Source organism: Variovorax sp. OV084, assembly GCF_900111625.1.
Taxonomy (GTDB): domain Bacteria; phylum Pseudomonadota; class Gammaproteobacteria; order Burkholderiales; family Burkholderiaceae_C; genus Variovorax.
In genome coordinates this window covers 85,679-106,463 of sequence record NZ_FOII01000012.1, presented here as the reverse complement: position 1 = coordinate 106,463, position 20,785 = coordinate 85,679, and the positions used below count along the sequence as shown (strand labels likewise).

Sequence of the window (20,785 nt, the reverse complement as noted above, 5' to 3'; positions counted from 1 at the left end):
ATTTGAATGATAGGGCGCCGCTCCCTAACCTGAAGGCACTTTCTTCATCAGGCATTCAAAGGAGTCGACATGGCTTTGGAACAACAGACAGTGGTGGTGGTCGGTGGCTCGTCGGGCGTGGGGCTCGAAACCGTGCGGCGGCTCGCGGCAAGCGGTGCGCGGGTGATCGCGACCGGGCGCGACAACGGCAAGCTGCAGGAAGCGATCGGCGGGCTGGGCGCGAACGTGAGCGGCGCGGCCTTCGACGCCTGCGACCGCGGCGCGCTCGATGCCTTCTTCGAGAAGACCGGGCCCGTCGACCACCTGGTGCTCACGCTCAGCGGCGGCGAGGGCGCGGGCGAGTTCGCGCAGCTCGATCTTCAGTCGCTGCGCCGCGGCTTCGAGGCCAAGTTCTGGCCGCAGCTCGAAGCGGCGCAAGCCGGCGCGCGGGTGCTGCGCAAGGGCGGCAGCCTGACTTTCGTGACGGCGATTTCCGCGCGCAATTCGCTGCCCGGCACAGCGGGGCTGGCCGCGATCAACGGCGCGATCGAAGCGATGGTGGGCAGCCTGGCGCGCGAGCTGCGGCCCAGCCGGGTGAATGCCGTGTCGCCGGGGCTGGTCGATACGCCCTGGTGGAACCGCGTGCCCGCCGCGATGAAGGACGACCTGTTCCGCCAGCAGGTCGAGATGCTGCCCGTCGGCCGCGTGGGCCGGCCGCAGGACGTGGCGCATGCGATCCAGTTCCTGATCGAGAACGGCTACACGACGGGGACCGTCATAGAGTGCGATGGGGGGCTGCGGCTGGTGTGACGTGACGGGGGAGCCGGCCCGCGCATCGAAAAGTTTTGTTGAAAAAACAGCGGCAGATACAGAGCGATACGCAGGACCGGGTGAATGGCGGTTCGAGGGGCGACATTGGGACCTGTCAGCCCTTCCCCCACCTTCAGTCACTCAGGAAAATCCAATGTCAACGTCGTTCCAACTGCCCCGCAGAAGCTTCCTCGCCGCAACGGCCCTCGGTGCTGCGGCTGCCCAGCTCGCAGCGCTCACGCCGGCCTTCGCGCAGGCCGCCACGGGCGCGTCTTCCAGGCGCCTCGAGCCGCTCAAGAGCATCGATGCTGGCACGCTCAGCATCGGCTACTACGAAGCAGGTCCGGCCGATGGCGCGCCGGTGATCCTGCTGCACGGCTGGCCCTACGACATCCACATGTTCGTCGACGTGGCGCCTGCGCTCGCGGCGGCGGGCTTCCGCGTCATCGTGCCGTACCTGCGCGGCTATGGCACCACGCGCTTCCTGTCGGTGGACACGCCGCGCAACGGGCAGCAGTCGGTGGTTGCCGTCGACATCATCGCGCTGATGGATGCGCTGAAGATCCCGGTCGCTACGGTCGCCGGCTGCGACTGGGGCGCGCGCACGGCCTGCATCATGGCGGCGCTGTGGCCGGAGCGCGTGAAGGCGCTGGTCTCGGTGAGCGGCTACCTCATCGGCAGCCAGGAGGCCGGCAAGGTGCCGCTGCCGCCGCAGGCCGAGCTGCAGTGGTGGTACCAGTATTACTTCGCGACCGAGCGCGGCCGCGCGGGCTACGAGAAGAACCGCCACGACTTCGCCAAACTGATCTGGCAGACGGCATCGCCCAGGTGGAACTTCGACGCGGCCACCTTCGACCGCAGCGCGGTGGCGCTCGACAACCCCGACCACGTGGCGATCACGGTCCACAACTACCGCTGGCGACTCGGCCTCGTCGAAGGCGAGGCGAAGTACCAGGCGCTGGAGAACCGGCTCGCCAAGGCGCCGGTGATCGGCGTGCCCACGATCACGCTCGAAGGCGATGCCAATGGCGCGCCGCATCCGGAGCCCAGCGCCTATGCGAAGAAGTTCTCGGGGCGCTACGAGCATCGGCTGGTCAGCGGCGGCATCGGCCACAACCTGCCGCAGGAAGCGCCCGAGGCCTTCACGAAGGCCGTGATCGACGCTGCGCGAGGCTGAGAGCGCGCCAGCGCAGCGCGGATGGGGCAGGGCGTTATCCTGCCTCATGCTTTCTACAGACTCCGCTTCCGCCGCGTTCATCGAATCAGCATCAGTGGACGTCGGCAGAAGGCAGTCGGGGATCCGGGCGTGGCTCTGCTTCGTTCTCTTCTCGCTGTGCATCGCGATGGGCATGAGCCCGGCTTTCGCGCAAACCAAGACCAGCCTGGTGCCCGTGCCGCAGATGAAGACGCGCGTGGTCGATCTCACGAACACGTTGAGCGCGGGCGATGCCGACGGGCTGCGCCAGGAAATCGCCGAGCTTGAGAGCAGCACGCAGGCGCAGCTTGCGGTGCTGATCGTGCCGACGACGGGGCAGGAGGCGATCGAGCAGTACGCCGCGCGCGTGTTCGCGCGCTGGAAGCTGGGCCGCAAGGACGAGGACGACGGCGTGCTGGTGCTCGTTGCGCTGAAAGACCGGAAGATGCGCATCGAGGTCGGCAAGGGCCTCGAAGGCATGGTCACCGACATCCAGGCGGCTGCGATCATCGACAAGCAGATGGCACCGCGCTTTCGTGGCGGCGACTACGCGGGCGGCGTGCAGGCCGCAGTGCGGGCGCTGTCGGAGCTGATCGGCGTGCCGGCGGCGCAGGCATGGCCCGACACGCTCGCGTCGGACACCGCGTCCACGCCGCTGCCGGTGGATGAGGAGGCTGCGCGCGAACCGACTGCAGGCGGCGGAGGCCTCACGCCAGAAGGAAAGGCCTTCCTCGGCGTCATGCTGTGGAGCATCGGCGTGGGGGCGTGGCATGGCCTCGGCGCGGGGCCTCTCGTCGGCATGCGGCGCCGCGCCGCGCGGCCTCCTTCGCGCGGCAAGCGTTCGGGCAAGCGCGGGCGCCGCATCCAGCGTCCCGAGCCCTGGGCCGAGTCGCTGCAGGCGATCGAGCCCGAGGCGCCGCGAAAGCCGCGCGACTGGCGGCTCGTGCTCGGCCTGGTCGGCGCGGGTCCGGTGGGCGGGGCCGCCATGCTGCTGAACCCGTTCATGGCTGGGTTCCTGGCGATTCCGGCGCTCTTTCTGTACGGCCTTGGCTACCTCTGCGGGCGCGTGAAGGAAGTGGCCTATGTGCTCGGCAGCATCGCCGCGGTGATCGCCGCGCTGGTCTGCATTGCCTTCATGGTCGGCGGCGACGTGTTCTGGCCGGGCTTCCTGTGGGTGCTGGGCATCGGCGGCGTGGGCCTCCTGATCACGGTCATCGTCTTCGGCATCCGCAACACCTGGCGGGACGGCAGCGCGCTCGGCTTCGTGATCCGGTGGATCGTCGTGCTGGGGGTGGTCGGCACGGTGGTCGTGATCACCGTGCCCGGCCCGTTGCCCGACGAGACATGGATTCCCACCGCGATCGCGACCGTTCTCGCGCTGCTGTTCATGTTCGTCTTCCCGACCTTCGCCACGGGCAGTGGCGATGGCGACAGCTCGGACAGCGGCTGGAGCAGCGGCTCGTCGAGCAGTCCTTCGAGCAGCAGTAGCAGTTCGTCGGACAGCTCCTCGTCCGGCGGTGGCGGCTCCAGCAGCGGAGGCGGGGCCTCGGGCAGCTGGTAGCGGTCGATCAGACCACCGGCACGCGCCCAGCGTCGGCCGGGTTCACGTTGCGGCGGTACAGCACCAGCGTGGCGATCAGGCCGCAGATGGCGGCGCCCGTCATCCACAGGCCCGGCGCGCCCTTGTCGCCGGTCATCTCGATCAGCCCCGTGGCGATGGCCGGCGTGAAGCCGCCGAAGATCGCGGTGGCCAGGCTGTAGGCCAGCGAGAAGCCGGCGGTGCGCACGTTCACCGGCATCACCTCGGTCAGTGCCACGACCATCGCGCCGTTGTAGCTCGCGTAGAGGAACGACAGCCACAGCTCGACTTCGAGCATGCGCGCGAAGCTCGGCGCGCCCACCAGCCACTTGAGCGACGGATACGCCGTGAGGATGGTCAGCACCGTGAACAGAATCAGCAGCGGCTTGCGGCCCACGCGGTCCGACAGCGAGCCCATGATCGGCAGCCAGATGAAGTTGGAGATGGCCACGCACAGCGTGACGATCAGCGCGTCGGTGGTGCTCAGGTGCAGCACGGCCTTGCCGAAGGTGGGCGTGTAGACGGTGATCAGGTAGAACGACACCGTGGTCATCGACACCAGCATCATCCCGGCGACCACCAGACCCCAGTTGGCGACCATCGACTGGAAGATCTCTCGCGCGTCGGGGCGGTGCTTGCGCGCCATGAACTCCTCGGTTTCCTGCAGCGAGCGGCGGATGATGAACAGCACCGGCACGATCAGGCAGCCCACGAAGAAGGGAATGCGCCAGTAGAAGTCGCCGATCTCCTGCGACGTGAAGGTCACATTGAGCCAGTAGCCGAGCGCCGCCGCGACGACGATGGCCACCTGCTGGCTGGCCGACTGCCAGCTCACGTAGAAGCCCTTGTGGCCCGGCGTCGCCATTTCCGACAGGTACACCGACACGCCGCCCAGCTCCACGCCGGCCGAGAAGCCCTGCAGCAGCCGGCCGATCAGCACCAGCAGCGGCGCCGCCAGGCCGATGGTGGCGTAGGCCGGCACGCAGGCGATCAGCAGCGTGCCGACGGCCATCAGCGCGAGCGTGACGATCAGGCCCTTGCGGCGGCCGACGCGGTCGACGTACGCGCCGAGAAAGATCGCGCCCAGCGGCCGCATCAGGAAGCCCGCGCCGAAGGTCATGAAGGTCAGCATCAGCGAGGCGAATTCGTTGCCCGCGGGGAAGAACGCCTTCGAGATCTGCGTGGCATAGAAGCCGAACAGGAAGAAGTCGAACATCTCCATGAAGTTGCCGCCCGTCACGCGCAGGACGGTGGCGACCTTGGAGGACGAGGCAGTGGAGGCGTGGGCGGCCGTGCCCGATTGCGCAGCGTTGGGCGCAGGATTCATCTTTTTGTCCCCTTGGGCTGTATTGGCGATGTGCTCGCACAAGGGTAGGCCGGACTCCCCGACCGCTACCTGACTGCGCAGGTCAGGTAGCTGTCACGCGCGCATTGCGTTACGTTGCGTCGCGCGGACGGACTTCAGGTTTTGTACTTGATCGAACAGCCGTAGGGCCGCGTGCTGGCGGCCGAGATCGGCTTGCCGCCGAAGGCCTCGCCCAGCGCCTGGTTCACGTAGTTGGTCGCGGTCTTGATGTCGTCCGCCCGCGCCGAGGCGATGCTGTCGATGCCGCCCGCGTACACCAGCGTGCCCTTGGGGTCGATGATGAAGATGTGCGGCGTGGTACGCGCGCCGTAGACCTGGCCGATCAGGCCGTCTTCGTCCATCAGCACGGCGGTGGGTGCGGCCTTTTGCGACCTCATCCACGCGTCGAGCGCGTCGGGCTTCAGGTAGTCGGTGGCGGCGCGCTCGGTGGAATTGATGGCCAGCCACACCACGCCCTTGTCGGTCGCGGCCTTTTGCGTGGCGGGCATGTTGCCGCTGCCGTAGTGCTTGCGCACGAAGGGGCAGCCGGGGTTGGTCCATTCGAGCACCACGAACTTGCCGGCGAAGTCCGAAAGCTTGTGCTTGGCGCCGCTGGTGTCTACGGCAACGAAATCGGGCGCCTGCTGGCCCACGGCGGGTGCGGCGGCGGCATTGCTGCCCATCAGGAAGGTGGCGCCGAGCGCCACGGCGGCGGCGACTACGGCACGGCGGGAGGCACGGCTCAGGGCGGCGCGGGCATGACGCGCGGCACGACGGGAACGCGAGTCTGTGGATGGCGAAAGAGACATGGCCAGCTTGAACTCCAAAACAAAATTCCAAACAACGAGTGCAGCTTAGAACGGTTTCTTCAAGTGCATGTGACAACCCATGTCACGGCGGTGGTCAAAGCGCGGCGAGCGCGGCGCGGACCTCGTCTTTGCCGAGGATTTCGGTCAGCACGACCGGCGGCTTGCCCGGCGCCTGCAGCACGTACACCGGCACGCCGCTGCGGCCCAGCGCGGTGAGCGCCGCGGTGATGGCGGGATCGCGCCGGGTCCAGTCGGCGCGCAGCATGGCGACCTTCTTGGCGTCGAAGTCGGCCAGCACCTGCGTGTCGGCCAGGGTGCTCTTCTTGTTGTACTGGCAGGTCACGCACCAGGCGGCGGTGAAGTCGATGAACACCGGCTGGCCGGCGCCAGACAGCTCGGCCACGCGCTCGGCGGACCATGGCTGCCAGCGCTGGCTGGCGGTGCCCTGGGCAGATGCCAGTCTGGCCGGCTCCACCACTTGCAACACATTGCGGCCGATGGTGGCGGTGAGCACGGCGGTGAAGCCGATCAGCATCGTCGCGATCACGACCCGCGTGCGTCCGCGCAGCGTGAACGCCCAGACGATGGCGGCCAGGCAGACCAGCAGCGCGAGCAGCGTGCCGGCGCCATCGATGCCGCTTTGCTGGCCCAGCACCCACACCAGCCACGCCACGGTGGCGAACATCGGGAATGCGAGCAGGCGGCGCAGCGTGTGCATCCACGGGCCGGGCTTGGGCAGCAGGTGCGCGACGGCGGGCACGAAGCCGGCCAGCAGATACGGCAGCGCCAGCCCGAAGCCCAGCGCAACGAACAGCAGCAGCGCCTGGGCGGCCGGCAGGCCGATGGCGAAACCCATCGACGCGCCCATGAACGGCGCGGAGCACGGTGAGGCGATGACCACGGCAAGCACGCCGGAGAGGAAGTCGTTGGCCAGCGGGTGCTTGGCCTGCGCGCTGCACACCGACGAGGGTGCGGCCCGGCCGAACTCGAACACGCCCACAAGGTTGAGCCCGATCAGCGTGAACAGCGCCGCCAGCGCCGCGACCACGCCCGGCGACTGCAGCTGGAAGCCCCAGCCCAGCCCAGCGCCGGCCGCGCGCAGCGCGAGCATGCCGCCGCCCAGCGCGAGGAAGGACAGCATCACGCCGCCCGTGTAGGCCAGCCCGGCCTTGCGGTGCGCGCTGGCGTTGCCCGCCTGCCGCGCGAAGCCCAGTACCTTGATCGCGAGGATCGGGAACACGCAGGGCATGAGGTTGAGCAGCAGGCCACCGAGCAGCGCGCCAAGCAGGGCGGCCATGAAGGTGGTCGAGGAGGGGGCGGGCAACTCGCCGGCCGGCGTTGCTGCTGCGCCGTTGTTGGCAGCGTTGGCGGTGAGCGCGGCCTGCAGCGCTGGCGACACCTCGGCGCGCGGCGCCGCGCCCGCAGGCCAGGCGCCCGTGACCGGCGCTTCGGCGCGCCAGGCCACCGGCTGGCCAGCTTGCCGGTCGGCCTCGGCCAGCGCCACCACCACCGGCATCGTCGTGGGGCTGGCGCTGCGCTGGTCGGCCAACGGCATCGTCGCGGTCCAGGTGCCGCCCTGCCAGGATTGGGTCCAGTCCTTGCCGGAGACGGCCGCGGTGCGGATCACCTCGGGAGTCTCGGGGAAGAAGCCCAGTGTTTTGCCCTGAACGGCGGCCGGCAGGCCTTCGAGCCGCACCTTCAGGTTGTGGCCGTCGACTTCGACGGTGCCGGGCTTGGCCAGCGGCTGGGGCTGGGCCGCCGCGGCGGTGTCGAAATCGGCCTTGTGCAGCGCGGTCGAGCCTTGCAGCGGCAGGGCCAGCGTGAACGTGCCCTCTTCGGGAATGCATTCCTTGCGGCAGACCAGCCAGGAGGCCTTGAGCTGGATGTCCATCGCCGGCGTGCCGCCCAGCGCCACCGGCGGCTTGTAGAGCGTCGACACCTCCAGCGGCACCGGCAGCAGCACGGTGTTCTCGTAGCCGTAGTTGGCGAGGCTGCCGACCGGGATCTTCTTCGGCACCGGCCAGGCGATTTCGCCGGTGGACACGCCGGTCGGCAGGGTCCACGTCATCTCGGTGGGCAGGCCCGAATCGCCGGCGTTCTTCCAGTAGGTGTGCCACTCGGGCTGGTGCGTGATCTGCAGGCCGACCCACACCGGGGCGCCGGGCGTCACGCCGTCGGGGGCGTGTGCGATCAGTTCGGCGCGTACGTGGGGAGTGGTTACAACCGCGCCCGGCTTGGATGGCAGGCTGGAGGTCGATTGCGCCGCAGCCGGCATGCTGGCTGCGGCTGTTGCTATCAGAAGCGTAGCGAAATGGATGCGCGAAAAGATCATGCCGTCAGTCGGAGCATTCAGTGGGGGCGAAGTTCCGGGTGTTTCAGGCGGCCAAATCGGCTGATGAGGCCCAGCCCAGCACCACGCGCCGGCTGTTGGCGCTCTTCTTCTCGATCTTGGTGACCACTACCGCCCCGATTTCCGAAGTGTTTGCAACATGCGTGCCGCCGCAGGGCTGGAAGTCGATCTGCGCGTCGCCTTCGCCCGTTCCGCCGATGCGGATGGTGCGCACCGTGCCCGTACCGCGAGGCGGCTGCACGCTCATGCTCTTGACCAGCGCGGGGTTGGCGTCGAGTTCTTCGTCGGTGATGGCGCCCACGGTCAGCGGGTGGGCGGCTTCGACCAGCCTGGCGAGGCCGGCGGTCAGCGCTTCCTTGTCCAGCGGGTCGGTCATGTGAAAGTCGAGCCGTGCGTACTCGGGGGTGATGGAGCAGCCGTTCACCGGCTGCGGCACCAGATGGCACAGGAGATGGGTGGCGGTGTGGAAGCGCATGAGCCGGTGGCGGCGCTCCCAGTCGAGGCGGGCGGTGACGGTGTCGCCGGGCTTCAGCGCGGCCAGCAGCTCGGCTTGCTCGGGGGCCGGCACGTGGACGAATTCATTGGTCGGCAGGCCCTCCGCATCCTTGGCCTTGCGGGTGTCGGCAATGACCAGTTCACGCCCGTCGGCCAGGGCCAGCACGCCGCTGTCTCCAGCCTGCCCGCCGCCCAGCGGATAGAACACGGTGCGGTCCAGCACGATGCCGGTGTCGTCGATGCGCAGCACGCGGGCTTCGCAGGTGCGCAGGTAGGCGTCGGCACGGAACAGGTCGTCGGTCATCCGGCGATGGTAGCGGCGATGCGCAAATGAGGTGCGCCCACGCCAGAAAGCGCCCACGACCGACAACCCCCGGGCCGCCCGGCTGTGGATGATCCGGTGCATGCGGCCCCCGGCCGCGCAAGGACCATGCATGAATGAACCGCAGCAAGCACCCACCCGCACAGTGTTTCCCTGGCAGACGACCGCCCTGGCCCTGGCCGCCGCACTGCTGGTCGCCGGCTGCGGCGAGGCCGCCAAGCTGGCGCCCGAGCTGACCACCGGCCCCCGCCCACAGCTGGCCGAGCCGAACAAGACCCTGATTCCCACCGTCAACGTGGCCCCCGCCGTGGGGTGGACCGACACCGCCTCGCCCACTCCGGCCGAAGGCCTGCAGGTGACGGCGCTGGCACGCGGCCTCGACCACCCGCGCTGGGTCTACACCCTGCCCAACGGCGACATCCTCGTGGCCGAGAGCAACAAGCCGCCCAAGCCCGGCGGCGGCGCCACCGATGGCGGCGATGGCCTCATGGCCAAGATCCGCAACTGGGTCATGGGCAAGGTCATGGGCCGCGCTGGCGCCGGCGTGCCCAGCGCCAACCGCATCACCCTGCTGCGCGACGCCAACGGCGACGGCCTGGCCGAGGTCAGGCAGGTGTTCATGACCAACCTGATGTCGCCCTACGGCATGGCGCTGGTCGGCAACGAACTCTTCATCGCCAATGCCGATGCGCTGGTGAAGGTGCCCTACACAGAGGGCCAGACCTCTATCAGCGCCAACCCCACGCTGGTGACGCCGCTGCCCGCCGGCATCAACCACCACTGGACCAAGAACGTGATCGCCAATGCCGACGGCAGCAAGCTCTACGTGACGGTCGGCTCCAACAGCAACATCGGCGAGAACGGACTCGCGGCCGAAGAGGGCCGCGCCGCCATCTGGGAAGTCGACACCAAGACCGGCGAGAAGCGCCTGTTCGCCAGCGGCCTGCGCAACCCCAACGGCATGGGCTGGGACCCGGACACCAAGGCGCTGTGGACCGTGGTGAACGAGCGAGACGAAATCGGCAGCGACCTCGTGCCCGACTACCTCACCTCGGTGAAAGACGGCGCCTTCTACGGCTGGCCCTGGAGCTACTACGGCGGCATCGTCGATGCGCGCGTGACGCCGCAGAACCCCGAGATGGCGGCCAAGGCCATCGCACCCGACTACGCGCTGGGCTCGCACGTCGCGCCGCTGGGCCTGGCGTTCTCGCGCGCCGGCGGCATGCCCGAGCAGTTCGCCAGCGGCGTCTTCATCGGCGAGCACGGCTCGTGGAACCGCAAGCCCAAGTCGGGCTACAAGGTGGTGTTCGTGCCCTTCATCGGCGGCAAGCCCAGCGGACCGCCGGTCGACGTTCTGACCGGCTTCCTGACGGCCGACGAGAAGGCGCAGGGCCGGCCGGTGGGCGTGGCGCTGGACAAGGGCGGCGCGCTGATCGTGGCGGACGACGTGGGCAACGCCGTGTGGCGTGTGTCGAAGGCGAGGTAACGCTTCTTCAGCGCTGGATCCGGTAGAGGCGGTGCCGGCGCAGCGGATGCCCCTCGGGCACCAGCGGGTGATCGAATGCGCCGGCCACGTCTTCCTTCATGCCGATGCGTTCCATCACCGCTGCCGAGCGAGTGTTGTTCCAGGCGGTGAATGCCACGATCTCGGCGAGCCCGAGCTTTTCGAAGCCGACCTGCAGCGCACCGCGCGCCGCCTCGCTCGCAAACCCCTGGCCCCACCACTTGCGAGCGAAGCGCCAGCCGATCTCGACGCATGGCGAAAACGGCAGGTCGGCCAGCGGCGAGTTCAGCCCGGTAAAGCCCATGAACTCGCCGGACGCCTTGTGCTCCACGGCCCAGAAGCCCCAGCCGTTCCCGGCAATACGCGTCCTGATGCGCTCGACCATCGCATCGCTGTCGGCCCGCGTCGCCAGCGGCAGCAGGAATTCCATCACCTGCGGGTCGCAGGCAAGCGCAAAAAATGGCGCGAGATCGCTCTCGCGCCATTGGCGCATCCGCAGGCGTTCGGTTTCGAATTCGATGATGAGGCGAGGACGGGCAGCGTTATCGGTCATGCGACCGATTGTGCTGACTCAGAACCCCGCCAGCACCACCTTGCCCTGCGCCTTGCCGCTTTCGACCAGCGCATGTGCACGCTGAAGGTTCGCGGCGTTGATGGTGCCGAAGCTCGCGTTCGCCGTCGTGCGGATCCGGCCCGCGTCGACCAGCGCCGCCACTTCCGCCAGCAGCGCGCCCTGCTCGGCGATGTCCGGCGTCTCGAAGCGCGAGCGCGCGAACATCATTTCCCAGTGCAGCGAGATGCACTTGGTCTTCAGCGGCATCGCGTCGAGCACCTTCATGTCGTCGATCACCGCCAGCTGGCCCTGGGGCTTGAGGCTTTCGATGATCTGCGCGTAGTGCTGCTCGGTCTGCGTGAGGCTGGCGACCATGTCGACTTCGCCGATGCCGGCCGCCTTGAGCTCGGCCGCGAGCGGCTTCGAATGGTCGATGACCACGTGTGCGCCCAACTCCAGGCACCACGCGCGCGTTTCGGCACGCGAGGCGGTGGCGACGATGCGCAGCTTGGTGAGCTGGCGCGCCAGCTGGATGAGGATGGAGCCCACGCCGCCCGCGCCACCAGTAATCAGAAGCGTCTGGCCTTCGCCGCCGCCAGCACTACCGGTTTTGGGCACCTGCAGGCGGTCGAACAGCAGCTCGTACGCGGTGATGGTGGTCAGCGGCAGCGCGGCGGCCTGTGCGTCGTCCAGGCTCTTCGGCGCGATGGCGGCGATGCGCTCGTCCACCGCGTGCAGCTCGGCATTCGCGCCCGGCCGGATGATCGAGCCCGCGTAGTACACGCGGTCGCCCACCTTGAAGTTCTTCACGCCGCTGCCGATGGCCTCGACCGTGCCGACGGCGTCCCAGCCCAGCACCTTGGCCTGGCCGGCCTCGGGCGCGGCGTTCTTGCGGACCTTGGTGTCCACCGGGTTGACCGACACCGCCTTCACGCGCACCAGCAGGTCGCGGGGGCCCGCCACGGGGGCGGGCAGCTCGATGTCCTGCAGCGATTCGGGGTTGTCGATGGGGAGGGGCTGGTAATAGCCGACGGCTTTCATGACGGGAACCTTTCAGTAACGATGCCTCGAATGTAGGATCGCAAGACCGGTTTGATAAGGTGGCTCAAACCAGCAACACTTTCAAATGAAGATTGAAAATCTCTCCGACCTGCAGGTGCTGGTGCACACGGCGCGCGGCGGCACGCTCACGGCGGCGGCGCATGCGCTGGGCATCACGCCCGCGGCCGCCAGCGCCACGCTCAAGAGGCTGGAGGCCCAGCTCGGCGCGCGCCTGTTCGAGCGCTCCACCCGCGCCATGCGCCTCACGCCGCAGGGCCAGACGCTGCTCGACTACGCGGTGCGTGCGTTCGAGCTGCTGGACGAGGGCGAATCGCTGGTCACGGCCGACCGCGGCGAGCTGGTCGGCACGCTGCGCGTGGCCTCGCCGTCCGATCTCACGCGCAGCACGCTGCTGCCGTGGTTCGACGAATTCCTGGCGCTGCACCCCGGCGTGCAGTTGTCGCTTTCGGTGGGCGACCGCCCGCTGGACGTGATGCGAGACGAGGTCGACGTGGCGCTGCGCTACGGCGCGCTGGCCGATTCGCGGCTGGTGGCGCGGCCCTTCGCCCTGACCAACCCGGTGCTCACCGCCTCGCCCGATTACCTGCGCCGCAATTCCGCGCCGAAGGTGCCGCAAGACCTTGTGCACCACAACTGCCTGACCTTCAATCGCTCGGGGCGGCGGCATCGCGTGTGGCGGTTTGCGCAGAACGGGCAGTGGACCGAGGTGCGGGTGAATGGCAACCGCAGCGTGGACGATGCCTCGCTGGCGCGTGAATGGGCTGTGGCGGGGTATGGCGTGACGCTCAAGTCGGCGCTAGATGTGCGGAACGACATTCGCGAAGGCCGTCTGGTACGGCTGCTGCCTGATTGGGAGACCGAGCCTTATCCGCTGCACGCGTTGCTGCCGAGTGGGCGCTTTGTGCCGGCGCGGGTAAGGGCGTTTGTTGATTTTCTTGGGTTGAAGTTTGAGGGGTTGTTGGCGCTGGGGTGAGGTTTTTTCCCGAGGCCGGGACTCGCCCCGGCGGGCGACCTACTTTTCTTTGCTTCGCCAAAGAAAAGTAGGCAAAAGAAAGGCGACCCCACTGTCTGCGACCCCTTCGCGTAGCGAAGGGGCAACCTGCGGTGCTCGCGTTTCGCGGGGTCTCGCCCAAACTCGCTTCGCTCAGACAAGGGCGAGCCCTGATCCGCGAAACGCTGCGCTCCTCGGCGCAGCCAGAGGGGAGGGGGAGACGGGCGGGCCTTTGCTTCGCTCGGCCTCAGATCATGGGGGTGACGGCGCCGTCCATTGCCACGATGGCGCCGGTCACGTAGCTCGCCTTTGGCGATGCCAGGAATACGACCGTGTTGGCGATCTCTTCGGGCGTTGCGATACGGCCCAGCGGCAAGCGGGCCTTGGCGCGCTGCAGTGCTTCGTCGGTGCCGATGCCTTGCAGTTTCGCGTCGGCCTTCATGCCTTCCTGCAGCCGCTCGGTCAGCGTGAGTCCGGGGTTCACCGCGTTCACGCGCACGCCCTTGGCGGCGTAGGCAGCGGCCATGCCGGCGCTCACCAGCATCAGCGCCGCATTGGCCGCGCCGCCGGCCATGTGCACGGGGCTCGCGACTTTGCCGCCCTGGCCGATCACGTTGACGATGGCGCCGCGGCCGCGTTGGCCCATGCGCTTCACGACCGGGTCGATCATGTGGATGTAGGTGAAGTACTTCGCGTCCATCGCGTCGTGCCACGACGCGGCGGTCAGATCGTCTGGCGGGGTGCGGCGCGCGGCGCCGGCCGAGTTGACTAGCACGTCGACCGCACCGAAGGCTTTCTCTGCCGCATCGAGCGCGGCCACTGCGCTGGCCGGGTCCTTGAGGTCGGCCGCATGCACGGAGACCCGGCCTTCGGCCTGCGCGAAGGTCTCGATCAGCGTCTTGCGGCCCTGCTCCAGGTTGGCGATGTCGCGTGACACGAGGCTCACGCGCGCGCCTTCGCGCAAAAAGCCCAGTGCGCAGGCCAGGCCGATGCCCTTGCTGCCGCCGGTGATGAGTACGTGCTGGTCCTGGAGCTGGAGGTCCATGAAAGAGTCCTTGCCGTGATGAGTGGTGTGAATCGGCGATTGAAGCATCGCCGCGAAACCCCTGCACGGACGCGGCTGTGCCCCTCAGCGCCGCGCGGCCGCGCGCTGCAGCGGTTCGGGCTCCAGCGCGCCCGGCGCGGTGTCGGTGGCGTCGCGCAGGTGGCCGTTGTTGTCGTGGTGCACCAGCAGCTGCCGCGTGCGCTGCCAGGCCGACAGCCGCGCGGGCGGCACCTCGATGTACGAAGCCAGCGCGAACAGCGACGACTGCTCCTGCTCCGGCGGGGCCTCGCGCCGGTGCTGGCGGCGGCGCCACGGCGCCATCATCAGCATCGACACCAGGATCACGCCGATCACTACCGCATACAGGCCCAGCAGGTGCAGCACCTCGGGTTGCGAGCGCGCGCCCAGCACATAGGGCCACGCATACCAGACCGCGCAGAACCAGATCGCGATGGTGATGGCCGGGCGCAGCACGCGCAGCCACAGGTACATGGCCAGCGTGCGCTGCCGCGAGCGGCCGCTGCCGAACGCGCGCAGCGAGATGCGCGCGGCGTCGATGATCGGTTCGTCCACCGCGGGCTGCCCCCAGGAGCGCTGGCGGCTCGGCGGCGGTTTGTCGTCGTGCGGTCGGCTGTGGGCATGGGTCTCAAGGTGCATCGGAAACTCCTCGGTCAGGGCTCGTCCACACCGCGCGCTTGCCGCGGCGGCGTATCAGAGCGTTGGGAAGGGCGACGACGGTGCTCGCCATCGTGATGGTCCAGAAAGCGATCGGATACCAGATCGTTCCGGCGAAATAGCGCATCAGGTCGCGGTCGTAGCGGCGGTCGATCCACAGGCTCAGCAGCATCTGCAGGATGCAGGTCATGGCCAGCAGCGTGCCCTGCCAGTGCGGCAGCAATGCCGAGTGCCAGGACGAGTCGGCCGGCAGGAACGGCCGCACCAGGCTGACGAGCAGCACCCCGGCCATCGCATAGGCCCAGACCACGCTCGTCATGTACTCGAAGTAGATGAGCCACATGCGCCAGTGGCGCGGCCGCAGGATCTTCGAGGTGTAGCGCAGCATGGTCTGGATGCCGCCGACGGCCCAGCGCAGGCGCTGCTTCCAGAGACCGCGCAAGGTCTCGGGCATCAAGATCCAGCACAGCGCGCGCGGCTCGAAGCGCAGCTGCCAGCCGCCGAGCTGGAGCTTCCAGCTCATGTCGATGTCCTCGGTGAGCACGTCGGGGCTCCAGAAACCCACTTCCAGCACGGCGCGGCGGCGGAACATGGCAATCACGCCCGACACAGTGAACAGCGTGCCCACCAGCTGCTGCGATCGCTTGATGAGCCCGATGATCGAAGAGAACTCGCCCACCTGCATGCGCCCCAGCAGCGTGGTGCGGGTGCGGATGCGCGGGTTGCCCGTGACCGCGCCGATGCGCTCCGACGCCAGCATCGGCTGCAGCATCCACGCAATGGCGTCCTCGTCGATCAGCGCGTCGCCGTCGATGCCCAGGATGTATTCGCCGCGCGCGAGCTGGCAGGCGGTGTTGAGCCCGACGGCCTTGCCCTGGTTGCTTGCGTTGTGGATCACGCGCAGGCGGCCGTACTCCTTCGTCATCTCGTCGAGCAGCTCGCCGGTGCCGTCGGTGCTGCCGTCGTTCACGGCAATGACCTCGTAGTGCGGGTAGCGCGTGCGCATCAGCTGCTCGATCACCTCGCGCAGGTGCGGCGCTTCGTTGAAGCATGGCACCACCACCGTGACCAGCGGGTGCGAGGGCAGCAGGGTGAGCGGGTTCACGTCGACGTCGCGCTTGCGCTCGAACACCCACGCATGCGAGAGGCCGCCCGCCATCCACACATAGGCCATGAAGAACGGGTAGTAGAAGACGAAGCCGAACAGCAGCGTGGGCAGCGTCTGCGCGAGGAACTGTGTGGTGGTCATGGCGACCGTTCTCCTGGCGCGGCTTGCGCGGGCTGTGCGGGAGTTTCCGCGGCGGAAGGCGTGCGCAATGCGCGCGGCAGCAGCGTGCGCACCGAGATCGCGCGGCGCACGGTCTCCAGCGATGGCTGGTTATCGAGGAAGTCGTCGGGGTAGTAGCCCAGGTGGCGCACGCCGGCGCGCTGCAGCAGCGTCCACTGGCGCGCGAGCTCCGCGTCGGGCACGGGCTTGCCGGTGCGCCAGTCGCGCGCCTGCAGCTCGAACACCGTGCCGTCGAGGCCACGCGGCGTGTCAGCCACGCGACGCGCGAGCCGGCCCAGCCACGCGTCCGCATCGGTCTCGCGCTCCATGCGTGGCATTGCCATCAACGCGACGTAGTCGTAGGCGGCGAGCGAGGCTTCGTAGTTCTGCGCGAACCACTGCTCGGCCTGGGGCTCCAGCACCGGGCGCGCGTAGAGATTGCGCGCAGTTTCCAGCGCGGGCCGCCAGGCTCCCACGCGCGCGGCGAGTTCCTGCGTGAAGGCGATCAGGTAGCGCGTCTTGGCGGTGGTCCAGCGCGCCATCAGCTCGGGGTTCGCGCGGATCGCGGCCACGTCGGCCGGCAGGCCCCATTGCGCATAGGTGGCCAGCGCGGCGGGGCTCGCGTCCTCGTCGTCGGACAGGGTCGCGTCGTCGTGGAACAGCAGGCCTTCGAAGAAGGCGTGGCTGCCAAGGTCTTCGTAGATGTCGCCGACCAGCGCGCGCACCGCGGGGTCGAAGGGTGTGAGCCGGTGGTAGCGGTCGGCCGGCATCGCGCCGCCTTGCGCCGCCACCGTGTGCGTGGCGAGCGGGTTCGAGGCCGGCAGCCGGAAGGCCGTTACCGGCATCCACGCGTAGACCTTCACGCCGGTGCGGCTGCGCAGTTGCCACGCAGCGCGGCCGAACAGGTCGGCGCGCACCGGCAGGTGGCGGTTGGGAAAGTACAGCGCGTCGGCCACGCCGTCGCCGTCGGGGTCGGCGTACGCCTGCAGGAACACCGAGCGCGGGCGCACGGCGGCCACGCGGTCGATCAGCGCCGAGAGGTTGCGCTCCTGCTGGGCCGGGTCGGGGTCGTACACGTAGTCGAGGTCGACGTGCATCACGCGGTTGATGGGCCGCACCTCGCCGCCCACTGGGCTGCGCAGCAACTGCGCGTATTCGGGCGCCTCGTTGTCGTAGGCAGCGAGCGCACGGCGGATGCGCGAGAGCGGCACGGCGGGCGTGTTCGAGCCGTCGTCCAGCGTGAAGGTGATGGGCATGCCCGCGCGCGCAGAGGCTTTCAGCGCCGCGTCGTTGTAGGCGCCGTAGGGCCACACCATGGCGCGCACCTTCGCGCCAGTGCGTTTCTCGATGAGCTCGCGGCTGCGGCGCAGGTCGGTCTCGATGCGCCGCGCGTAGGCGGCGTCGTCCTCGTAGCGGCCGGTCTTCGGGTCGTAGCGGTGCGTGGCCGCGGCCGGCAGCATGTTGCCCTGCGGGTTGGCGAGGATGCCGGTGTGCATTGCGTCGGTATGACTCGCGAACTCGACGAGGCCCGAGCGCGCCATCTCGGCGGCTTCGCTCCACAGCAGGAAGTCTTCGCGCGGCGCGGGCTTGTCGCCCCAGTGCACCTGCTGGCCTTGGGGCACTTCGAGCCAGCTGGTCACCAGCGCCATCAGCGCGGGGTAGTTGTAGCGCTTGAGCAGCGGAAACACCTTGGTGTAGGCGCTGCGGTAGCCGTCGTCGAAGGTCAGCAGCACGGGCCTGGGCGGCAGCGGCTTGCCGCCGGCGCGCGCGTCGACGATCTGCTGCAGGCTCACTGGGTGGTAGCCGCTGTATTGCAGCCAGGCGAACACTTCGGCGAAGGTGCGCTCGTCCACGGCAGTCTCGTCGGGCGAGGTCTCGAAGCTCGCACGCACGTTGGTGCGCACGTCGTGGAAGGAGATCACGCGAAAGCTCAGGCCGTCGTCGGGGTCGGCGCTCGGCAGCGGCTGTGCGAGGGCCGGCAGGCAGAGCGCCAGCAGCAGCCATGGCAGGGCTGCGCGCAGGAAGGTGAAAGGGTTCTTCGTCGTTCTTCGCATCACGGCAGGGGCGTCGAGAGGTTCAGGAAGACGCCGCGCTGTCGTTCGCGCACGCCGTCGTAGGGATGGCTGGAAATGCTCAGGCCGTAGCGCAGCGCGAGTCTGGGGCCGAGGTTCCAGCGGTGCTCGTAGCGCAGGGTCCACATCGGGCCGCTGCCGAAGCCGGCCTGCCGGTAGCTGCCACCGCCGAGCTCCACGGCCTGGAAGAACTGGCGGTCGTCGCGCTTCCAGTTGAGCCATTGCGCGCGCACGCTGAGTTGCACGCTGCTGTCGCTCGAGGGGTTGAAGTAGGGCGCGGTGTCGATGGCGCGGCCGCGGCTGGCGTCGGCGCCAAGCTTCGTCTCGAGCTGGAAGCCCGGAGTGCTGACCCAGCGCTCGCTCCAGCCAATGTCGAAGCCGTTGCGCAGGTTGCCGTCGCTGAAGTCCAGCTGCTGCCACTTCAGGTCGAAGCGGCGCGACTCGTTCACCACATAGCCCACGCTCGCGCCGGCTTCGCGCGCGCCGATGCCGGCCACGCGCGCCTTCCACGGCAGCTCCTTGCTGTCGCCGTCATAGGTGGCCGACAGCCGCCACGCGTCGCCCGCGCGGTAGTCGAGCCGGCCGGCCACGCTGTTGCGGTAGGGGCCGCTGTTGGCGTGCTGCAGCGCGCCTTCGGCCAGCCAGCGGCCGCGCTGCCAGCCCAGGCCGAGGCCGCCGCGCGCCCAGTTGGCGTTGCCGATGTTGGTGACGCCGCGGCCCAGCGACTGGTCGTAGAACACGCGCCACTGGTCGTCGATGAGGCCGGAGCTGAGCCGGCTGTCGATGCGCCACTCGCGGCTGGCGATGGCCGCGCCGCCGGAGGAGGCTTCGGCGTCCACGTCGAGCCGCGGGCCGACCTGGGCGCGGCGCTTGCGCTCCATGTCGCGCACCTGCACCGCGTCCGGCAGGTCGGCCGCGAGCGATTCGGCGCGCCGGCGGGCTTCGGCGAATTCGCCGGCATCGAGCAGGGCCTCGACGTGGCCGGTGCGCGCGCCGATGTCGTAGGGCGAGTCGGCCGCCAGCGCCTCGAAGCGCGCGAGCGCGGCTTCGGGGTGTTCACGCAGGCGCTCGGTGAGGGCCGCGCCGTAGGCATAGCCCGGGTTGAGCGGCGCTTCGCGCGTCAGCACCGAGAAGCTTTGCTGCGCCAGCGTCGGCCGGTCTGTGTAGAGCTGCGTCAGGCCGCGCAGGCCGCTCACGTCGGTGTACTCGCCGTTGGGGCGGCCGGCTTCGGGCGTGAGGCGCAGCAGGGCGGGCGTGCCGTGCTCCAGCCGCTGCAGCAGCGCCTCGGCGTCCTCGAAGCGGCCTGTGTCCTGGTAGGCGTAGAGCAATCCGAAGTAGAGCGGGTCGGGCGTCTGCAGCTCGGCGCCGCCGCGTGCCACGGCCGCCTCGTAGACCGGCACGGCCTCGGCCGAGCGGCGCTCCTGCGCGAGGGCGCGTGCCGCGGCCCCGAGGCCGTAGAAGGGCAGCTCCATGCCAGTGGCGCGCGCCGTGTCGTAGAGCGCGATGGCGTCGGCCGGGCGGCCGCTTTCGACCAGCGCCAGCAGGCGGTCGGACAGCAGGCGCACGCGCACGGTGCGCCATGCATCGGCGTCGCTGGAGTCCGCCTTCAGGGCCGCGGCATCGGCCCGTGCCATCGCGGCCTCCTGGTCGGCGAGCACGCGGTCGAGCGCGACGAGGCGCTCCGCGCCAAGTCGCTGGTCGCGCGCCTGGATCGCCCAGCGCAGCCGCTGCGCCAGCGCCTCCTGCTGCAGGGTCGAGAGCGCCAGCGGCGAGAAGCTGCCCGGCGCGGCACGCTCCGCCGCCTCTGCGTCTTCGAAGGCGCTCGATGCGGCGCCGGCGCTGGCGAGCAGGAAGTCGGCCTCGCGGCGGATGTCGCGGCGTTCGGGCCGCAGCGCGCCGGCCTCGGTGTAGGCAGCGAGTGCCTGCAGCGGGTCTTTCGCCGCGCGCGCCAGGGCGGCACGCAGCTCCAGCAGCGCGACGCGGTCTTCGATCTGCGTGGGCGCCGGCTGCGACAGCGCGCGGTACAGCGCCTGCGCGCCCGCGACGTCGCCGCTGTCGATGCGCCACCAGGCTTCGTGCAGGCGCGGCTCGCGCGCTCCGGGTTGCCGGGCGCGCCAGACGGCCACGGCCTCGCCCTGCAGGGCGAGCTCATGGGTGCGCCGCGCGGCCAGCGCGAGCGGGCCCAGGGCGTAGTCGCTCAGCTTCGACGGTGCGAACTGGCGGCCCAGCGCCACGGCTTCGGCGAACTGGCCGTCGCCCGCGGCGATCGCGATGGCATCGGAAGCCACGCGCTGGCGGGCGTCGTCGCCGATGGGCGCCGCAAGCCAGGCCTTCAATTGCTGGAGCGCTTGGGTCGCGGTAACGCGGCCTTCGCGCCGCGCGACGATCAGCGCATCGTGCTGCCGGACGTCGTAGGTCGTGGCGGCGATAGCGGCAGACGGCTGCGCGAGCACTGCGGGCGTGACGAGGGCCAGTGCGCAGGCTGCTAGAGGTGGAAATCCTTGTGATGTATGTGCAAGGCGATGAGACAACGAGCAGGCGAGCGCAGCTTTGCGCCCGGCCATGACCGTGCCTCCAGCTTTTTTCTGGATGAACACTCTGCTCCCTTGAATTCGGACGGCGGTTTCCGGCGACCGAAGCCGCAGCGAAAAACGGGTCGCCGGCGTATGTGACAGGCCGGCAACCTTGAAAACTCACTTGGGAATCACTCTAGAGAGGATCATTAACAATGG

16 protein-coding genes are annotated in these 20,785 nt (G+C 69.2%); 5 read left to right on the top strand and 11 right to left on the bottom strand.

Going from position 1 to position 20,785, the window contains the following annotated elements; genetic code table 11:
• Positions 1–69 precede the first annotated feature (69 nt).
• The 3 genes from BMW87_RS24740 to BMW87_RS24730 all read left to right on the top strand — a co-directional run bounded on the left by BMW87_RS24740 (position 70) and on the right by BMW87_RS24730 (position 3,545).
• The gene (locus tag BMW87_RS24740; RefSeq protein ID WP_093079265.1) at positions 70–789 is read left to right on the top strand and encodes an SDR family oxidoreductase; all 720 of its coding nucleotides are present in this window, start codon (positions 70–72) and stop codon (positions 787–789) included.
• A gap of 154 nt (positions 790–943) precedes the next feature.
• Complete coding sequence (locus BMW87_RS24735; RefSeq protein WP_093079263.1) at positions 944–1,966, top strand: alpha/beta fold hydrolase; 1,023 nt, start codon at positions 944–946, stop codon at positions 1,964–1,966.
• A 172-nt stretch (positions 1,967–2,138) separates the two neighbouring features.
• The gene (locus BMW87_RS24730; protein WP_177192841.1) at positions 2,139–3,545 is read left to right on the top strand and encodes a TPM domain-containing protein; all 1,407 of its coding nucleotides are present in this window, start codon (positions 2,139–2,141) and stop codon (positions 3,543–3,545) included.
• Between the two features lie 7 nt (positions 3,546–3,552).
• Here the strand turns inward: BMW87_RS24730 and BMW87_RS24725 are convergent, their stop codons facing one another.
• From BMW87_RS24725 to BMW87_RS24710, 4 genes are all read right to left on the bottom strand, one after another.
• On the bottom strand, positions 3,553–4,890 hold the full coding sequence (locus tag BMW87_RS24725) for an MFS transporter (protein WP_093079257.1): 1,338 nt from the start codon (positions 4,888–4,890) through the stop codon (positions 3,553–3,555).
• A 134-nt stretch (positions 4,891–5,024) separates the two neighbouring features.
• The gene (locus tag BMW87_RS24720) at positions 5,025–5,717 is read right to left on the bottom strand and encodes a thioredoxin family protein (protein ID WP_176928854.1); all 693 of its coding nucleotides are present in this window, start codon (positions 5,715–5,717) and stop codon (positions 5,025–5,027) included.
• A gap of 94 nt (positions 5,718–5,811) precedes the next feature.
• Positions 5,812–8,049, bottom strand: coding sequence for a protein-disulfide reductase DsbD family protein (locus BMW87_RS24715; protein ID WP_177192840.1), 2,238 nt, complete (start codon positions 8,047–8,049; stop codon positions 5,812–5,814).
• A gap of 43 nt (positions 8,050–8,092) precedes the next feature.
• The gene (locus BMW87_RS24710) at positions 8,093–8,866 is read right to left on the bottom strand and encodes an alanyl-tRNA editing protein (protein WP_093057227.1); all 774 of its coding nucleotides are present in this window, start codon (positions 8,864–8,866) and stop codon (positions 8,093–8,095) included.
• Between the two features lie 130 nt (positions 8,867–8,996).
• Between BMW87_RS24710 and BMW87_RS24705 the strand changes: the two genes are divergently transcribed.
• A complete protein-coding gene (locus BMW87_RS24705; RefSeq protein WP_093079255.1) occupies positions 8,997–10,370 on the top strand; it encodes a PQQ-dependent sugar dehydrogenase in 1,374 nt (457 codons plus the stop codon).
• A gap of 7 nt (positions 10,371–10,377) precedes the next feature.
• On the opposite strand, the gene BMW87_RS24700 is transcribed toward BMW87_RS24705, so the two are convergent.
• Both BMW87_RS24700 and BMW87_RS24695 read right to left on the bottom strand, forming a co-directional pair.
• Entirely contained in the window at positions 10,378–10,941 is a 564-nt protein-coding gene (locus BMW87_RS24700; protein ID WP_093079252.1) for a GNAT family N-acetyltransferase, read from the bottom strand.
• 18 nt (positions 10,942–10,959) lie between these two features.
• Positions 10,960–11,982 carry a zinc-binding alcohol dehydrogenase family protein gene (locus tag BMW87_RS24695; protein ID WP_093079250.1) on the bottom strand — a complete coding sequence of 341 codons (1,023 nt, stop codon included), beginning with the start codon at positions 11,980–11,982 and terminating at the stop codon, positions 10,960–10,962.
• Between the two features lie 85 nt (positions 11,983–12,067).
• Between BMW87_RS24695 and BMW87_RS24690 the strand changes: the two genes are divergently transcribed.
• A complete protein-coding gene (locus BMW87_RS24690) occupies positions 12,068–12,976 on the top strand; it encodes a LysR family transcriptional regulator (RefSeq protein WP_093079248.1) in 909 nt (302 codons plus the stop codon).
• A 265-nt stretch (positions 12,977–13,241) separates the two neighbouring features.
• On the opposite strand, the gene BMW87_RS24680 is transcribed toward BMW87_RS24690, so the two are convergent.
• From BMW87_RS24680 to pgaA, 5 genes are all read right to left on the bottom strand, one after another.
• On the bottom strand, positions 13,242–14,039 hold the full coding sequence (locus tag BMW87_RS24680) for an SDR family oxidoreductase (RefSeq protein WP_093057232.1): 798 nt from the start codon (positions 14,037–14,039) through the stop codon (positions 13,242–13,244).
• 84 nt (positions 14,040–14,123) lie between these two features.
• Positions 14,124–14,696, bottom strand: coding sequence for a poly-beta-1,6-N-acetyl-D-glucosamine biosynthesis protein PgaD (gene pgaD, locus BMW87_RS24675; protein WP_093079245.1), 573 nt, complete (start codon positions 14,694–14,696; stop codon positions 14,124–14,126).
• Positions 14,686–15,963 carry a poly-beta-1,6-N-acetyl-D-glucosamine synthase gene (gene pgaC, locus BMW87_RS24670; protein ID WP_093057234.1) on the bottom strand — a complete coding sequence of 426 codons (1,278 nt, stop codon included), beginning with the start codon at positions 15,961–15,963 and terminating at the stop codon, positions 14,686–14,688. Before pgaC ends, pgaD begins: the two co-directional genes overlap by 11 nt.
• Positions 15,960–18,035, bottom strand: a complete 2,076-nt coding sequence (pgaB, locus tag BMW87_RS24665) for a poly-beta-1,6-N-acetyl-D-glucosamine N-deacetylase PgaB (RefSeq protein WP_093079243.1) — start codon at positions 18,033–18,035, stop codon at positions 15,960–15,962. Before pgaB ends, pgaC begins: the two co-directional genes overlap by 4 nt.
• Positions 18,035–20,617 (bottom strand): poly-beta-1,6 N-acetyl-D-glucosamine export porin PgaA, encoded by a 2,583-nt coding sequence (gene pgaA / locus BMW87_RS24660; protein ID WP_093079240.1) that lies wholly within the window; start codon positions 20,615–20,617, stop codon positions 18,035–18,037. Before pgaA ends, pgaB begins: the two co-directional genes overlap by 1 nt.
• Between the last annotated feature and the right edge of the window lie 168 nt (positions 20,618–20,785).

What these genes read in the sequence shown, in the direction of transcription:
- BMW87_RS24740 (WP_093079265.1), top strand. Translation starts at nt 70, where the DNA reads ATGGCTTTGGAACAACAGACAGTGGTGGTGGTCGGTGGCTCGTCGGGC.
- BMW87_RS24735 (WP_093079263.1), top strand. Translation starts at nt 944, where the DNA reads ATGTCAACGTCGTTCCAACTGCCCCGCAGAAGCTTCCTCGCCGCAACG.
- BMW87_RS24730 (WP_177192841.1), top strand. Translation starts at nt 2,139, where the DNA reads ATGAGCCCGGCTTTCGCGCAAACCAAGACCAGCCTGGTGCCCGTGCCG.
- BMW87_RS24725 (WP_093079257.1), bottom strand. Translation starts at nt 4,890, where the DNA reads ATGAATCCTGCGCCCAACGCTGCGCAATCGGGCACGGCCGCCCACGCC.
- BMW87_RS24720 (WP_176928854.1), bottom strand. Translation starts at nt 5,717, where the DNA reads ATGTCTCTTTCGCCATCCACAGACTCGCGTTCCCGTCGTGCCGCGCGT.
- BMW87_RS24715 (WP_177192840.1), bottom strand. Translation starts at nt 8,049, where the DNA reads ATGATCTTTTCGCGCATCCATTTCGCTACGCTTCTGATAGCAACAGCC.
- BMW87_RS24710 (WP_093057227.1), bottom strand. Translation starts at nt 8,866, where the DNA reads ATGACCGACGACCTGTTCCGTGCCGACGCCTACCTGCGCACCTGCGAA.
- BMW87_RS24705 (WP_093079255.1), top strand. Translation starts at nt 8,997, where the DNA reads ATGAATGAACCGCAGCAAGCACCCACCCGCACAGTGTTTCCCTGGCAG.
- BMW87_RS24700 (WP_093079252.1), bottom strand. Translation starts at nt 10,941, where the DNA reads ATGACCGATAACGCTGCCCGTCCTCGCCTCATCATCGAATTCGAAACC.
- BMW87_RS24695 (WP_093079250.1), bottom strand. Translation starts at nt 11,982, where the DNA reads ATGAAAGCCGTCGGCTATTACCAGCCCCTCCCCATCGACAACCCCGAA.
- BMW87_RS24690 (WP_093079248.1), top strand. Translation starts at nt 12,068, where the DNA reads ATGAAGATTGAAAATCTCTCCGACCTGCAGGTGCTGGTGCACACGGCG.
- BMW87_RS24680 (WP_093057232.1), bottom strand. Translation starts at nt 14,039, where the DNA reads ATGGACCTCCAGCTCCAGGACCAGCACGTACTCATCACCGGCGGCAGC.
- pgaD (WP_093079245.1), bottom strand. Translation starts at nt 14,696, where the DNA reads ATGCACCTTGAGACCCATGCCCACAGCCGACCGCACGACGACAAACCG.
- pgaC (WP_093057234.1), bottom strand. Translation starts at nt 15,963, where the DNA reads ATGACCACCACACAGTTCCTCGCGCAGACGCTGCCCACGCTGCTGTTC.
- pgaB (WP_093079243.1), bottom strand. Translation starts at nt 18,035, where the DNA reads ATGCGAAGAACGACGAAGAACCCTTTCACCTTCCTGCGCGCAGCCCTG.
- pgaA (WP_093079240.1), bottom strand. Translation starts at nt 20,617, where the DNA reads ATGGCCGGGCGCAAAGCTGCGCTCGCCTGCTCGTTGTCTCATCGCCTT.